The organism is Armatimonadota bacterium (assembly GCA_020354555.1).
GTDB lineage: Bacteria > Armatimonadota > Hebobacteria.
Genome location: CP070648.1, coordinates 588,032 through 602,939, shown reverse-complemented (window position 1 = coordinate 602,939; position 14,908 = coordinate 588,032). Strand labels below are relative to the sequence as shown.

Below are 14,908 nucleotides of genomic sequence, written 5' to 3'. Positions count from 1 at the left end.
TTCTGTTGCGCCCGGACGACGCCCCGCGCGGCGGTTTACTCCGAAACGAACGGTACGAGCGCGATCTCGCGTGCGCGCTTGATGGCGCGGGCGACAGCGCGTTGGTGATGCGCGCAGGTGCCGCTGCCGCGCCGCGGCATTATCTTGCCGCGCTCTGAAATGAACCTGCGCAGGATGTCTATGTTCTTGTAGTCAATGTGCTCTATCTTGTCCACGCAGAACTGGCAGACGCGGCGGCGCGGCCGGCGCGGCCTGCCTCCCGATCTACCGGACCTATATGAGTCGCTCATGAGTCCTCCCAATGGGGTCTTGTGTTAGCGGCGGAAGCCAAGCCGGGCGAACCTGCTCGGCAACCCCGGTCCGCAGGAATCTCGGGTGATGCGTACACGGAGCGGCGCTGTACGCCGCGCGGTCCATCCCCGAAACTCCACAGCTATGCATGCCGTCGCTGGAAACACCAATTCGCGCAAATCGAAGAACCGCCCAACTCCGCTCGGCTACTGATCCGCGAACGGATCGGGTAGCCCTTCGGCGGCGTCCGGAAGCGCCGCCTCGGTCTCGTGGGTGTCGCCCTCGGCAGCCTCGGCCTGCCCTTCGCGCGGCCGATCGAGCCCGCGCACGCGGTCGGCGACAACCTCGACGCTGCGCCGACGCTGCCCGTCCTGGGTCGTCCAATTGCGGACCTGCATTCTGCCGTCAATCAGGACAAGCCGTCCCTTGCCCAAGTAATTGGCCGAGAACTCGGCATCCTGGCGCCATGCGACGATGTCAATGAAGTCGGTCTCGCGCTCACCCTGCGCATTGGTGAACTGCCGGTCAACGGCGAGCCTGAAATTGGCCACTGCGATGCCGCTTGGGGTGTACCTGAGCTCGGGGTCGTTACACAGCCGTCCGACGAGGATGACCTTATTGAACACTCTCCGCCGCTCCTTGCGCCGGCCGCTCCTTCTCATCCGGGGCCACGACCATGTGCCGCAGCACCGGTTCGGCCAGCTTGAGAACTCGCGCCAACTCCGCCATCATCGGCGGCTCCGCACGCATCTTCGTGACGACGTAGCATCCTTCGCCCTTCCCCTTGATGCGGTAGGCGAGCCGCCGTTTCGGCCATCGCTCGGGCTCGTCAACTTCGGCGCCCTGGTCTTTCGCGACTTGGGTGAAGCGCTGGACGGCTTCGTTCAGCTCTTCTTCGTTGAGAGCGGGGTCGAGAATGTAGATCAACTCGTAAGCACGCAAAGCGGCTTACCCCCTTCCTATGGTCTGTGCAGCCCCGTGACGGGGCAGGAAAGGATCGCGAGGAAGCCTCGCCCGGCAATCGTCTCCTGCACAGTGAGCGCGCACGCATCGCGCGTGGGACACACGCTTCTTAGGCGTAGTACGAGCAGTCCCGGTTGACGGTATTATAGCACCCACGGCACTGCTCGGACAACCCCCGGCACGGGACTGCCCGCCCGCCCGCAACGTCGAAGCGGCCCGGACAGCGTCTGCCGAGCCGCTCGCGGGCCTGTGGTGCGGCCGACTGGATTTGAACCAGCACGGGGTACTCCCCCACTAGGCCCTCAACCTAGCGCGTCTGCCATTCCGCCACGGCCGCACGGTATTGCTCTGGGATGCGAGTGATGCGAGGTGTCCTAGTAGCCCGCCGGCGCGTCCTACCAGCCGTGCATGCTCCAAACGGAAGCCAGTAGGGAGAGCGCCAGGAAGGCAATCGCCACCCACATGGTGATGCGGTTGAGGTGCTCCTCGACGCCCCAGCGGGTGCGGATGCTGGAGGTGCTCTTGCCGCCGATTACGCCCCAGCCCATGCCGCTGCTACCGCTGGATTGCTCGCTCTTGGTGGTCTGGAGCAGGATCGCGGTGATGATGGCGACTGCGGCTATCATCTGAAGAACCTGTAGTGCCGTTCCCATCGTCCCAATTCTCCCTCGCGCGAACATCTTACCACAAAGGCGCGGGAGGTGGCAAGGACGGTGTTGAGGCGCGCGCGCCAGGCCGATGCGAGTGGCCCCGGCGGGAACAAGCCCAACTGCCGGCCGCCTCGGGGGGCGCGGATACCCTCTTCGAGCACGGCCGCAGGGCGAAGAAGGGCCGAGGGGGAAATGGATATTCTAGCCCCATTTCCGCCGCCGGAAAGGCCAAGCTAGGAGTGCACCCACGCACGCGCGAGAACGCGGAATGGCTCGATGAGCGATACCGGATGGGCGTGTCCGAGGGCCGGTACTTCGCCCACGAGCCGATATACGGCGTCGGCAGCGATCAGTCCGAGGTGAATCAGGCCCGGCGCCTCGCGCGCACATACGCCATATTCCGGCGCCTGGCGCAGATGCGCTTTGAGACCCTGCTGGACGTGGGTGGTGCTGAGGGCTACCACGCCAGCCTGGCGCGCCGGGTCTTCGGGGCTCGCGTGGTGAGTTCCGACCTCTCGCTCGAGGCGAACCTTCGCGCGCGCGAGTTCTTCGGCCTGCCCGTTGTCGCCAGCGACGCGCATTGGCTGCCGTATCGAGATGAGAGCTTCGACGTCGTGCTGTGCTGCGAGGTGCTCGAGCACGTGGCGGATCCCGTGGCCGTGATGTGCGAGGCGGCGCGGGTCGCGCGGCGATACGCGGTCTTCGCGACGGAACACGCGTGCACGCTGGCGCGCGAGCGGGAGATCCGTCTGCTGCTCGCCGATCGGGAATCGCCACATTCCGACTTGAATTTCTTCCTGCCGCAGGACTTCGCGACGGTTCTCGGCCAGGGGATGACACATGAGCGACAGGCCAGGGTGACACGGCGCTACGCCGAGCTGGAGCAAGCAGGCCGCGAGCCGCGGGCGGACCGGGTGCGCCGCATCATTCGCGAGATGACGCGCCCCAGTCGGGCTACCCCTGCGGACTACGGCATCGTCGCGATCAAAGCGAAGGGCGATGCTCCGCCCATTGACATCTCGCAGGGCGGCGACCCGGCGTTGCTCGATACCATCCTGGCGCACAAGGTGGCTCCGGCCCACGCGCCGCACGACATTCCCGAGCAGCTCGATCCGTTGCTTCGCGAGATGCTCGCCTGCCCCGCGTGCCTGCTGCCCTTGGAGCAGGCCGAGGATTCGCTCCGCTGCACGCCGTGCGGACGCAGCTATCGAGTGGATCGAGGCGTGCCCTGTCTGCACCTGGAGCGGAAAGATACCGAGCAGGAGCCGGCCCAAGGTTCCCGCTGCCCCGCGCTAACTGACGAGGCGCAGGAGCTGCGAGGGCTGTTCACCGCGCCGCGGCCCGCGAGCCGGCTGCTGTGTCATCTGCTCGACCTCGAATTGAGTCTGCTGAACCTGTGTGGGCCCGCAACGGATGCGGGTATTGCGCGCGAGAGCACCGCCGAACTCCGCAGCGCGCTCACACGCGCGACGGGTGGCGGAGAGGCGTCATCGACCGGGCCGGTGGGCGAGCCGAAGTGGTGGGATCGGCTGCCCGCGACCGATGAAGAGTTGAAGGTCATGCGAGAACTCGACCTTTGGATCCTCGACCTGCTGCGTCAGGCAGGGGTGCCGCGCGGGGGCTCCGTGGCCAGGGCGGCCAGAAAGGCCGGGGGGCGCCTGCTGCGGCTGCTGCGCCTGCGGTGAGGTCGCAGCGTCTCCGGGTGCGGTGACCCGCGCCCGGTGTATCTGCTCGGCGGGCTTGGGCAAGCCCATCCTACAGGCGCGGGCTAAAGGCCACGCGCCCGGTTGCCCCCCTTCAAGGCCGCAGTGAGGAAGTCGAGCAGATCGCCGGCGATGAGGCAGTGTTCCGTTTTCTCTTCCGCGGCGAGGTCGCCGGCGAGGCCGTGGAAGAATGCCCCGACGCTCGCGGCGTCGAACGCATTGAGCCCTTGCGCCATGAGGCCGCCGATCATTCCCGCCAGCACATCGCCGGTACCGCCGGATGCCATGCCCGGGTTGCCGGTGGGACTGATGCGGACCTCGCCGCCGGAGTCGGCGACGATGCTCTTCGCGCCCTTAAGGAGCATGACGCAGCCCAAGTCCGCAGCAGCCCGGCGCGCAACGCCCGGCCGATCGCGCTGGACCTCCTCCGCCGAAGCGCCCAGGAGCCTGCCCATCTCGCCGGGATGCGGCGTACACACCGTGGGCGCCTGGCGCTGCCTCAGGGGCGAAGGATCGCCGGAGAGCGCATTGATGCCGTCGGCGTCGAGGACAAGCGGGCGCTCGATTGCGGGCACCAGGTCACGGATCAGCCTCACTGTTTCCTCATTGCGCGAGACGCCCGGTCCGAAGATGACGACGTCAGCCTCACGCGCGAAAGCGAGAGCGTCGCCGCGCGCGGCGAAGGACAGAGTGCGCGCGGGTGTCTCAGGCAGCGGGCGGGTCATTACCTCGGTGAGCTTGACCTCGAGGATATCGTTGAGGGAGGCCGGCGCGCCGAGGGTCACGAGCCCCGCGCCCATTCGCAGCGCGGCCGTCGAGCACAGCACGGCGGCTCCGGTCATGCCGACCGAACCGGCGATGACCGCGACGCGCCCGAAGTCGCCTTTGTGCGCATCGCGCCGCCGCGAGGGCAGCGCTGAATCGGCCCACACGCGCTCGATCAGCTCGGCCTCGCAAGGCGACTCGGCGATGACATCCACCGGGAAGCCGATGTCCGCGACAGTCAACTCGCCCGTGTGCGCGATCCCCTCCCCGACCAGCACGCCGAGCTTCGGCAGGCCCATGGTGACGGTGTGATCCGCCTCGACCGCCCGCCCGCACACCGCGCCGGTGTCGGAGTCTATGCCGGATGGCACGTCCACGGCGACGACGAGACCGCGCCCGCGCTTGCGCGAATCGTTGATGAGATCCACAAGCTCGCCGATAATCCCGGTCACCTCGCCGCGAACACCCGTGCCGAGAAGCGCGTCTACGAGGATGTCGGCTTGCGCGGCAGCATCCGCGAGCGGCTTCGCCCCGCACCAGGAGGAGAGTGATTCCGCGAGTTCCACAACTGGCACCGCCGCCTTGCGCGCGGCCTCGAGGTGATGTGCTGCGTCGCCCGTGACCTCGCCGGCGCGGGCCGCGAGAACGACGCGGACGGACATCCCCCACTCCGCGAGGTGCCGCGCGACGACGAAGCCGTCGCCGCCGTTGTTGCCCCTGCCGCAGAAGACGATGGCGCTCGCGATGCCCGGGTCCGCGACGGCGCGCCGTACCAGGTCGGCGACCGCCTTGCCCGCATTCTCCATGAGCACGCGGCCGGGAATGTCCCGCTCCTCGATCGCCCGGCGGTCTATCTGACGCATCTGAGCCGCGGTGACGACCTTCACTCCCCCACCCCCTGCACGATCACCGCTGCGACGGCGACATCGCCGCTGTGCGACATCGAGATGGCGACATCGCGGCCCGCGGCGGCGGCAGCGGTGCCTCCCGACAGGCGCACCCGGGGCGGCCCGCCGCTGCCGATGACCTCGATCTCGCGCCAGCGGACGGATGTCTGCAGAGCCTTCGCCACCGCCTCCTTTGCGGCAAAGCGCGCGGCGTAATGCTGCCCCGGGCGGCGCCGGCTGTTACAGTACTCGCGCTCCTGCTCGCTGAAGCAGCGCTGTTCCAGGCGCGGGCGCCGGTGCAAGGCGGCCTCGATGCGGCTGATCTGAATCACGTCTATGCCGATTCCCATAGCGAGTTCCTGATGGCGCGCATCCTTTTCACGCCAATTCGGCAGGCTCGGACATCGGACTGATATTGTCCGCCGTATCCACGGCGGCGACGGCGTACGAGCAGCGTGAGTCCGGCGGGTGGTCGTCGGTGCAGGTTGACCACACGCAGAGCGAACTGTTGATCTTACGCCATCCGTGGTCTTCGGTTCGGTACACATCGTATCCTGCGAGGTCTTCGTCGGCGCATGCCCGCCAGCGCAAGACGGTGCCCTTTTCACTGCGCGTCGCGACGAGATCCCGGGGCTGTGCGGGCGGTGTGCCGTTGAGGCGGGGCTCGCCGCGGATACGGTATTCCGTGCTCCCCGAGGGCACCTCGACGCAGGCGACGCCGTCATCGAGCGGCCCCAACGACCGCTCGCCGAGCCGCGTCGTGCCTTCGGCGAAATCGGTCGCCACGCGCAACGTGAACGGCCGATCCGTCTCCACTCGAATGACATAGTCCCGGTCCGGAGAGCGCGCCGCGCAGACGATGGAGGCCGTGCACGGCCCGAACGTGAGATCCTCGATCCCATGCCTTGCCCTGAGCAGCGGCGTCCACGAGAGGGTATTGGTCGGCGCGTCCGCGCGCAGCCCCAGGACGGCCTCGATGAGCAGAGCGATCGGTCCCACTCCGGCCCAACCGACCATGTCTTTCACGCCGCCGCCGCAGTCGCGCTCCGGCGAGCAGTGCTCGAACAACGTGCCCTGGGCCTCCAACTGCGTGACCATGGAGCGCAGGTATTCGAGCGCGATGGTCTTCGCCAGGCCGGGCCGACCGACCTCGAGCAGGCCGCGCACGATCATGTAGTTCGTGGGGGGCCACACGGCACCGCGCCAGTAGTCGCCGTCGGGCGCGTTGTAGATGGCGCTGTCGGCGGAGACGCTCGGCACCGGCGTGGGGCGCCAGAACTCGTGGGGATCCGTGAGACGGCCGATCACCGCGGCGGCTCGGTCTTCCGGCGCGACCCCCGCGAGCAATGGCCAGAAGCCGGCGACGGATTTGAAGTCAGCGCCGCCGGCGTCCTCGTACCAGCGGCGGTCCTCGTTCCACAGGACGCGGTTGATGCTGTCGGCGAGCTGCGCATGCTCCGCCGCGTATGCCGACGCGGTTTCATTCTGACTCAATTCGCCGGCTATCAGCGCGAGGCAGCGCGCATCGAGGGCCATCTGGGAGGACAGGTCAATCCAGCCCGAGCCCCTGCGGGGCTGGTCATCCATGCCGCTGCCGAGGGGATCCTCGAAGCGATAGAGGCCGTCCGCGTTGCGGCGGTTGTTGACAATCCACCGGTGGAAGCGCGCCAGAACCGGCAACACCTGCGCCAGGCGCGTGCGGTCACCCCTGATGCGATAGGAGTCCCACTCCGCCCAGGAGTAGAGCGGCGGGTTGAGGGCGTCGCCGAACTTGACGGGGTCGCCGGTCGTGGCGATCTGCCGCGGGATGAAGCCGTCGGGCTGCTGCTTCGCGTACAGGTTGGAGAGCATAACCGGTGTGGGGAACACTCGGTGGCCGTACTTGGCATACTGGGCGATGAAGCACAGATCCCACTGGAACAGGTCGCCGTTGAAGCCGGGGTCAATGTAGTCCGAGACGAAGCCGCTGCCCAGCTCGGGCGCGCGCAGGTGGGCCCACGCGAGTTTCCACGCCCGTCGGTAGAGGCGCGCCAGAGCGCGGGCGGGCACGACGGGCGTGGGGATGCCTCTGCGCGGCAGGGCGCGCGTGCGCCCTGAGGTCGCGCACGCGTGGAGCAGGAGAGCCGCAGCCAGGAAGGCTGCGGGGTCAACGATCGTGTCCCAGTTCGCCATCCCGTGACCCAACGCGCCGAGCCGGAGAGCGCGTGACGACCGCAGAACGCCAAGCGCTGAGGCGTAGTTCTGCGCCCAGCGCGGGTGACCCTTTTCAGAGGCCGAGGCCCCGCTCGCACCTGCGGTAGAGGCGCCGGTGCGCCCGGAATCGAGGCTGCGGCGCACGTTTTTCGCGAGATTTTTTTGCTCGGGGCGGCCAAAACAGGATTGAATTTCACGCCGGTGGTAATATACTAAGTAATGGGGAATTAGTCGGCAGACCGCTGCGAACGAGAATGGTACTCATAGGTAAGGATACTCTTCAGCAGATCATCGCCGACGCCGAGCGTGCATACCCCGCCGAGTGCTGCGGCATTCTCATCGGCCGCCGCGAGGACGTGCGCGTGGTCACGGTGGCGCATCCGGCCGCCAACGTGAGCCGCGACGGCCGGCGCGACCGCTACGAGATTGACCCGGCGGAGATCCACCGGGTCGCGCGCGAGACCGAGGGCACGGCAGAGCAGATCATCGGCTTCTACCATTCCCATCCGGGTTTCCCGCCGCACCCATCGGTGCACGACGCCGTCAAGGCGTGGCCGTACTACTCCTACCTGATTGTGTCGATCCGCAACGGTGGGCACAACGGCGGGAACATCGCCTTGCGCTCGTGGGTATGGCAAAACGGCAAAGGCGAGTTCCGCGAAGAGCCGGTAGAGGTCACGTTGGCTTCGGCAACAGCGGAGGCCGTGTCCTAGCATCGGCCTCGGATCGGCGCGGCAAGCGCACACGGCGCTTCGGGCGCCTGCGCGGGCCGGCGCGATGCCCCCTTTCCCCAGCTAACCCGCATCCTTCACACCTGCCGGCGGTGTGTGACACAATCCTCGTCTCCGCCTCATCTCACCGCTCGGGACTATCCGTGGCGCTCGTGCGCGCGCCTGAGGCGGGTTGACCTCAAGCGCCGTCGAAGCGCGCACCATGCGCATAGCCCAGACTTGCCACGAATGACCGAGGCTAGTGCCACTCCCCGAGGCTGGTGTCCAGGTACTGGCCCGAGCGCCCGACACCGAAATCAGGCCGTCCCCAATCGAAGGCCTTGATGCGGAAATCCAGCCGGAACAAGTCGCGCTGCAGGCTGTAATACGCCATCGCCTCCCAGCAGTGCATATCGCGGGTGACCAGCACTTCGCCGTAGACGAACTTGTCCTGCAGGCCATCGTAGCTCGACAGAAGCTGCACACGCCACTTGGGGTTGGCGACCCAGTCGAGGTAGCCGGTGGCGCGCAAGAGCTTACCCGAGTCGGGCTGATAGAGCGCACTGACCTCCAAGGCCGTCCGGTAATCGCCGAAGCGCAGTTGCGTGAGCAGGTCGCGGGGCATGCCGCGGTTGGGGTCGTAGCCGGCGGAGACGCCGAGTTGCAGATTGCGATGGAGCGGCAGCTCCGCGCGCGCGATGACGTTTTGCCAGCGACTGAAGCGAGCGTCGTAGCCGGTGCGCAGTCGCGCGCGGTAGCGCGTGCCGCGGCGGTAGTTCAAATCGAACGTCGCCGACCGATAGTTGCCGATGTAATCGAACCGGAATGGCGTGTATCCCTTGGGTTCGAGCAGGACGTACCCGAGCCGCGCCTGCCACTCATCGCCGAGGTCCTGCTCGAGGCGAAGGTTGCCGCCGTAGGCGTATTGGGCGGTGCGATCGCGGTCGCCGTAGAGGTACTGCTGGAACCGGCCGGTGGCGTTGACGCGCGTCGCGGGGCCCAGGCGGATGGTGTCGGGAATAGCGCGGTAATCGTAATAGACGCGGTAGGCATCGAGGTCGGTCGGGCGCTCCGAGAAATTGCCCACGCTGAGGGTCATTCTCGCGGGGATGCCGCCCGGCGCCGCGCGCAGGCGATAGGTATCGGTTTCCAGCAGCAGCTCCGGCAGGCGATCAACGACCTGGTAGAAATCGTCGCCCGTGTAATCGTCGTCATCCAGATCGAACCGCTTGCTGACGACGAGCCGCGCGTCCATGCTCGTCTGGCGGTCGGTGACCTCGACGCGGTTGTTCAGCTCGAGGTCGTCGGCCTCGTCGGCGAACGTCGTCTGGCTGTCGTAGCGCGAGTCGAGCGAGAGGCCGTAGCGCGGCCCGCGCTGGTTGTGGCGCAACGACGTCGAGAAGCGCGTGAAGTCGAAAGAGCCGCTGGTGTTGTTGTAATCGAAGGCGAGGGATGAGTGGCTGCCGCCGCGCTGCTGGTTGAGGGCGAGTTGAGAGTTGGCCACCCGGGTGCCCGCGACGTAGTAGTAGTTCTGGCTGCGGACGTCGGCGCTGGCGCGCAGGCTCAAGCCGTCCCCGAGGTCCTGTTGATGCGTGCCGCGCGCGGTCCACTCGGTTGCGTTGGTATTGGTGTTGTTGACCTGGTAGAGGTAGAGATCGCTGCGGCCGCGGGGGTGGACCTCGGTGTGCTCGATGCCGGTGCCGACTCCGCGCCGGCTCATCAGGTCGAGATGCCCGGAGCCGTAGGAGTCGTCGCTGCGGACGTAGTTGATGATCGTCTTGAGGTAATAACCCTGGAACGCGTCCTGCCCGGCGAGAGGCACGAGAGGCTGCCGCCCCGGCTCCCGAAGCGGGACGAGAAACCACGGGAGAGTGAAGATGCGCTCGCCGAGCACCCAGAATCCGGCGTGATCGGCGATGAGCTTGCGCCCGGGCCAGATGCGCAGGCTGCGGGCGGTTATCTCGTAGTGGGGGTGCGGCAGGTCGCAGGTCGTGAAATCCGCGCCCTTGACCGCGAGGCGGTCCTTGAAGCCTCGCACGTCGCGCGCGCCGACGTAGAGCGGGGACAGCACCCCGCTCTCGAAGTAGCGCGGGGAGATCGCGCTGCGCGCGTCGGTAAATTCCCATTCTCGAGTGTCGAGGTGAACCAGCAAGGTGTCGCCGCGGAACTGCTCCCCCTGCGTGCGCAGGACGACGCCGCCCGCGAGCACGGCGGTGTCGGCCCGCAGGTCGGCCGTGAGTTCGTCGGCCGATACTTCGACGTCCTCGTAGCCGAAGCGAACATTCCCGCGGGCATAGACGACGCGGCGCGCGTCGTCGTAGCGGATGTGATCGGCCGACCGCAGCTCGATATAGTCGGCGGGCTGATCCTGCGACCAGCCCGCGCCGGCCGCGCCGACGAGCATCACCATCAGCAGCGCGGCCATGCGGCGGCCAGTGCAAGAACCCGTGCTCATGATGCCCACGCGCGCCTCATTCCTGCTTGACGATGAAGAAGATGCCTGCGGCGCCGAACATGACGTTTTGCGACCACGCGGCTACCATCGGCGGGAGCGTGCCGGATTCACCGAGCAGCCTGCTCCACGACATCAGGACCTGGTACAAGAACGCCAGAACGAACGCGACCGCCAGCCCCATCATCCCGCCGCCGCGCGCGAAGCGCAGCGCGAGGGGCGCGGCGAGCAGCGCGAATACCAGCGGCGCGAGCGGCAGCGCGAACTTGAAATGGTACTCCAGCTCCAGGCCCCGCACATCCACGCCGCTCTGCGCGAACACGCCGATGTAGCGGCTGAGTTCCTCGGCGGTCATCTCGCGCGGGGTCTTCTGCTCGGTCCAGAAGTCCGCCATCGCCTGATGCAGGTTGATGGTCGCGCGGCCGAAGCGCGCCTCGTATTCCCACGAGCCGTCGGCGCGGAGCTTGTGGCGGACGCCGTCGTGGAGGTACAGGATCTCGCCCTGCCAGTCTCCACTCCGCGCCGCAGTCAGCAGAGGATAACCGCTCCCGGTGAGTTCGTAGACCAGGATATCGTGGAAGCGCTTCGTCTTGGGCTCCAGGCGATGGATGTACACGTAGTAGTTGGGCGGCACGCGGAAGAAGACGTCCTGGCGGAAAAAGGGCGCCGGTTGGCGGAGCACCATGCGGCGCACGATATTCTCAGCCGCGTGGGTCGCCCACGGGACGGCGTGCTCGGCATTGAGGTACGCGAGGCCGCTCACCAGCGTTGCGGTGGCGATGATGGGCACGAGTATGCGCCGCACGCTCGCGCCGCCGGCGCGCAGGGCCGTGAACTCGCTGTCTCGCGCGAGTCTCGTCACCGCCCACGACGCCGCGAGCAGCATCGAGAACGGGATGCCGTAAACCGCCACTTCCGGCGCGCGCAAAACCAGCAGCCTGGCGACGATATGCCAACCGGCGCCGGCGTCGCGGATCAAGCGCCAATGGAGGTAGAGCACGTTGCCGAGCATGAGCAGCTCGAAGCCAACGAGACCCACGACGAATGGCGCCAGGAGTTCTCTCGCGACGTAGCGGTCAAGAATCTTCATCGAGTGGATTCAACGGCGGCGAATGTCGGACCCGTTCTCTTGCGCTGCCGCCGGGGCGCAGGCGGTCCGCACCGTCACCGGGCGGCGCCGTCCGCCGACAGCCGCGCGACGGCGGCCGCGCCGGCCGTCCCGGCTCATTTGCTCAGACTCACCAGCCCAGGGCCGGCACATCGCTGCGCGGGATGAGCGATATGCCGTCACGGGCACAGGCCGCGCGACATACCCCGCAGCCCCAGCATTGCTGCTGGTCTATCACGCACTTGCTTGCGGCGGCGCTGTAGCCGATCGCGCCGAACTGGCACTGCCGCATGCACGCGCGGCACCCCTCGCACTGGTCCCAATCCACCTGCGCCACGTACTCCGCCTTGAACATGAACCTGGTGTCGTGGCCGACCGCGGCGATCATGGCCAGGCAGTCGCTGCGGTCGCAATTGCAGATGCCGGCGATAAACGGGGTGACGAAGGTCCACACCGAATGCACCAGGCCGCGCTTCTCGAAGTCGGCCATCATGTCGAGCGCCTGCGCGGGTTCGAGGCGCTCGGTCATCTGGGTCTCAGGGCCCGCGGCGAAGCTCTCGTCCACCTCGCTGAAAGCGATCGCGGCCTTCGGACTGATGCTGACGCCGAAGCAGAAGCGCGCATCTTTGTCGCCGCGCGTCAACCCGCGACATGCGCATGGGGTGCACACGACGGAGCCGGCGATCTCCATCACCTGGCGCACGTCCTCCAGCGGCAGCACCTGCCCGAAGTGCTGCCGCTTCATGCGGCGCGTCATCCATCCTCGCCGCAGCGACTGAACGACCCGCGGGGCGCGATCGAGCCGGCGCATGCGCTCCAGCTGCGCGCCCCATTTGCGGTCAAAGCTGTTGAAGAACTCGCCGATGAATCGGCGCCGACGCAGGTCCGACGCCAAGTCGAGCCCGTAGTTGCGGGCTTGCAGGTACCACTTCTTGCCCTCGCCATGCTTAACGCAGAACTCACACATCAGCGCATCTCCGCGGTTCCTTGCCGCACCTCCGGCGCGAGGGGCGTCGCCTACTCGCCTTCCGCGCGTCCCTCCGTCAGCCCCGCCAGCAGGTGTTCCAAGCGCTCGATATGGTACAGCTCGTCTCGCTTGATCTGTTCCACGCTGTGGCGCAGGTCGGAGTCTTGTGCGATCGCCAGACACTGGTCGTAGGAGGCGATGGCGCGCCGCTCTCCTTCCAGTGACGACCTGATGACGTCCTCCGGGCCGGCAGCCCACGGCAGCGGAGGCAGCTCCCATTCGGGGAGCCCACCGAGGTCGATGATAATGCCCATGAGCTGGTGCGAGTGGCGCACCTCCATCTGCCCGATATTGCGCAGTTCCTGCGCGAGGTCGGGATCCTCGATTTCCTGCGCGAAGCGACTGTAGTGAACGATCGCGTGGTATTCGAGTTGACCCGCCTCCGACAGGCGGCTGATCAGCTCTTGTTGGAGGCCTGACATGACGCGAAGCCCTCCCGCTCCGTGGGGGCCAGTTTCGACCGCCGCTGTCACCCCTCCTGCACCTTCGCACGCAGGAAAGTGGTCGGTGCCGCCGAACCATCGCGCGGAGGCGTGCCATGATTGTCGGTGTCCCGCGAGAGATCAAGGACGGCGAGAACCGGGTCGCGATCACCCCGGCGGGTGTCAGCGCGCTGGACGACCACGGGCACGAGGTGCTCGTGGAGAGCGGCGCGGGCGCTGGCAGCGGTTACGGCGACGATGAGTACCGAGCCGCCGGCGCGAGCATCGGCGCCGATGCCGGGGAGACCTATGCCCGCGCACAGTTGCTGCTCAAGGTCAAAGAGCCGCTGCCCGAGGAATATTCGCTGCTGCGCCCCGACTTCGTACTGTTCACTTATCTCCATCTGGCGTCGTCGGAAAGCCTCACGCGTGCGCTGCTCGATTCCGGCGTGACCGCCGTCGGCTACGAAACAGTGCAGACCGACTCCGGCGCCCTGCCTTTGCTGATACCGATGAGCGAAGTGGCAGGGAAGATGGCGGTGCACATCGGCGCCCGTTACCTGGAGACCGACTTCGGGGGCCGCGGCATCCTCGTCGGCGGCGTCCCCGGGGTGCCGCCGGCGGAGGTCGTCATCATCGGCTGCGGGGTCGTCGGCATCAACGCGGCCAAGGTCGCGACCGGCCTCGGCGCGCACGTCACCATCCTCGATATTGACCACGAGCGCCTGCGCTATCTCGACGACATCATGCACGGCAACGTCATCACCGTGTACTCGAATCCGCTGAGCATCGCGCGGGCGGCCGGCTATGCCGACCTGCTGGTCGGCGCGGTCCTCCTGCCCGGGGCGCGTGCGCCCAGGCTGGTGACCGAGGATATGGTGCGCGCGATGAAGCGCGGCTCGGTCATCGTTGACGTCTCCGTGGATCAGGGGGGCTGCGTCGAGACGACGCGGGCGACGAGCCACTCGGACCCGACGTACGTCGTCCACGACGTGATTCACTACGCGGTGCCCAACATTCCCGCCGCGGTGGCGCGCACCGCAACCCATGCCCTGACCAACGCCACGCTGCCGTATGTTCTCGACCTCGCGGATTACGGGCTGGACGAGGCGCTGCGGCGGAACGAGGCCCTGCGACGGGGCGTCAACTTGCGCGGCGGCAAGGTCACGTATCCGGCGGTCGCGGCGGCATTCGGCATGGAGTGCGGCGAGGTCTGACCGACGCGCCGCGCAGGCGCGCGCCTAGGACTTCGCAACAAGGCCGAGAAGTATGCGGCCCGCCGCGGGCAGGTCTTCCGCGACGTAGTCCGGAGTGACGTCAGACCCGTCTCGCACCGCGAGTTCACGTTCCGCCCCGACCCACAGCGTGCGCATGCCCGCGGTCTTCGCGCCCGCGACATCCTCCGGCAGCGAGTCGCCGACCATGATCGTGTCGGCGGGCGACGTGCCGAGCGCCGCCAACGCGCGGCGGAACAACTCGGGGTGCGGCTTGCGATGCCCGCGGTCGGAGAACACGCGCGTGTCTAAGTACTCGTCGAGGCCGAAGCGCGCGAGGTCGCGCTGCACGAGGTGCCCGGGAACGTCCCACGGTGTGTTCGAGATGAGGGCGAGGCGCAGTCCGGCGCGCTTCAGCTCCCGCAGCAGCTCGCGAGCAGCGGGCAGCGGGCGACTGCATGCGCTGACCGGCTCGTAGAGCCGAGCCACCAGTTCGCCCAACAGCTGCGGCTCGGGCTCGATG

15 protein-coding genes and 1 tRNA gene are annotated in these 14,908 nt (G+C 67.5%); 3 read left to right on the top strand and 13 right to left on the bottom strand.

All coding sequences use genetic code 11. The annotated features are described in order from the left end of the window. Positions 1–35: 35 nt before the first annotated feature. The 5 genes from JSV65_02485 to secG all read right to left on the bottom strand — a co-directional run bounded on the left by JSV65_02485 (position 36) and on the right by secG (position 1,907). The gene (locus JSV65_02485; GenBank protein UCH35238.1) at positions 36–290 is read right to left on the bottom strand and encodes a 30S ribosomal protein S18; all 255 of its coding nucleotides are present in this window, start codon (positions 288–290) and stop codon (positions 36–38) included. A 207-nt stretch (positions 291–497) separates the two neighbouring features. Next, positions 498–917: a single-stranded DNA-binding protein gene (gene ssb, locus JSV65_02480; GenBank protein ID UCH35237.1), complete on the bottom strand. Its 420-nt coding sequence runs from the start codon at positions 915–917 to the stop codon at positions 498–500. Then, positions 907–1,233, bottom strand: a complete 327-nt coding sequence (gene rpsF, locus JSV65_02475) for a 30S ribosomal protein S6 (GenBank protein ID UCH35236.1) — start codon at positions 1,231–1,233, stop codon at positions 907–909. Before rpsF ends, ssb begins: the two co-directional genes overlap by 11 nt. 271 nt (positions 1,234–1,504) lie before the next feature. Beyond that, positions 1,505–1,591, bottom strand: a tRNA-Leu gene (locus tag JSV65_02470). A gap of 58 nt (positions 1,592–1,649) precedes the next feature. Beyond that, positions 1,650–1,907: a preprotein translocase subunit SecG gene (gene secG / locus JSV65_02465; GenBank protein ID UCH35235.1), complete on the bottom strand. Its 258-nt coding sequence runs from the start codon at positions 1,905–1,907 to the stop codon at positions 1,650–1,652. A 413-nt stretch (positions 1,908–2,320) separates the two neighbouring features. Here secG and JSV65_02460 point away from each other — a divergent pair, with 413 nt between their 5' ends. Further along, on the top strand, positions 2,321–3,589 hold the full coding sequence (locus tag JSV65_02460) for a methyltransferase domain-containing protein (protein ID UCH36677.1): 1,269 nt from the start codon (positions 2,321–2,323) through the stop codon (positions 3,587–3,589). An 83-nt stretch (positions 3,590–3,672) separates the two neighbouring features. On the opposite strand, the gene JSV65_02455 is transcribed toward JSV65_02460, so the two are convergent. Genes JSV65_02455 through JSV65_02445 form a run of 3 tightly spaced genes read right to left on the bottom strand, consistent with a single transcriptional unit; the run spans position 3,673 to position 7,431 of the window. Then, complete coding sequence (locus tag JSV65_02455; protein ID UCH35234.1) at positions 3,673–5,259, bottom strand: NAD(P)H-hydrate dehydratase; 1,587 nt, start codon at positions 5,257–5,259, stop codon at positions 3,673–3,675. After that, a complete protein-coding gene (gene acpS, locus JSV65_02450; GenBank protein UCH35233.1) occupies positions 5,256–5,609 on the bottom strand; it encodes a holo-ACP synthase in 354 nt (117 codons plus the stop codon). Before acpS ends, JSV65_02455 begins: the two co-directional genes overlap by 4 nt. A 28-nt stretch (positions 5,610–5,637) precedes the next feature. Continuing rightward, positions 5,638–7,431: a hypothetical protein gene (locus JSV65_02445; protein UCH35232.1), complete on the bottom strand. Its 1,794-nt coding sequence runs from the start codon at positions 7,429–7,431 to the stop codon at positions 5,638–5,640. A 275-nt stretch (positions 7,432–7,706) separates the two neighbouring features. Between JSV65_02445 and JSV65_02440 the strand changes: the two genes are divergently transcribed. Further along, positions 7,707–8,165, top strand: coding sequence for a M67 family metallopeptidase (locus JSV65_02440; GenBank protein ID UCH35231.1), 459 nt, complete (start codon positions 7,707–7,709; stop codon positions 8,163–8,165). A gap of 256 nt (positions 8,166–8,421) precedes the next feature. On the opposite strand, the gene JSV65_02435 is transcribed toward JSV65_02440, so the two are convergent. The 4 genes from JSV65_02435 to JSV65_02420 all read right to left on the bottom strand — a co-directional run bounded on the left by JSV65_02435 (position 8,422) and on the right by JSV65_02420 (position 13,171). Next, complete coding sequence (locus JSV65_02435; GenBank protein UCH35230.1) at positions 8,422–10,617, bottom strand: LPS-assembly protein LptD; 2,196 nt, start codon at positions 10,615–10,617, stop codon at positions 8,422–8,424. A gap of 16 nt (positions 10,618–10,633) precedes the next feature. Further along, positions 10,634–11,704, bottom strand: coding sequence for an LptF/LptG family permease (locus JSV65_02430; protein ID UCH35229.1), 1,071 nt, complete (start codon positions 11,702–11,704; stop codon positions 10,634–10,636). Positions 11,705–11,852: 148 nt separating this feature from the next. Continuing rightward, positions 11,853–12,689, bottom strand: a complete 837-nt coding sequence (locus tag JSV65_02425; GenBank protein UCH35228.1) for a 4Fe-4S binding protein — start codon at positions 12,687–12,689, stop codon at positions 11,853–11,855. A gap of 50 nt (positions 12,690–12,739) precedes the next feature. Continuing rightward, complete coding sequence (locus JSV65_02420; GenBank protein ID UCH35227.1) at positions 12,740–13,171, bottom strand: ferritin-like domain-containing protein; 432 nt, start codon at positions 13,169–13,171, stop codon at positions 12,740–12,742. 116 nt (positions 13,172–13,287) lie between these two features. Between JSV65_02420 and ald the strand changes: the two genes are divergently transcribed. Continuing rightward, on the top strand, positions 13,288–14,388 hold the full coding sequence (ald, locus tag JSV65_02415; protein ID UCH35226.1) for an alanine dehydrogenase: 1,101 nt from the start codon (positions 13,288–13,290) through the stop codon (positions 14,386–14,388). A gap of 24 nt (positions 14,389–14,412) precedes the next feature. Here the strand turns inward: ald and JSV65_02410 are convergent. Then, positions 14,413–14,908 (bottom strand): HAD family hydrolase (locus JSV65_02410; GenBank protein ID UCH35225.1); only part of this gene is annotated, 496 nt, incomplete at its 5' end.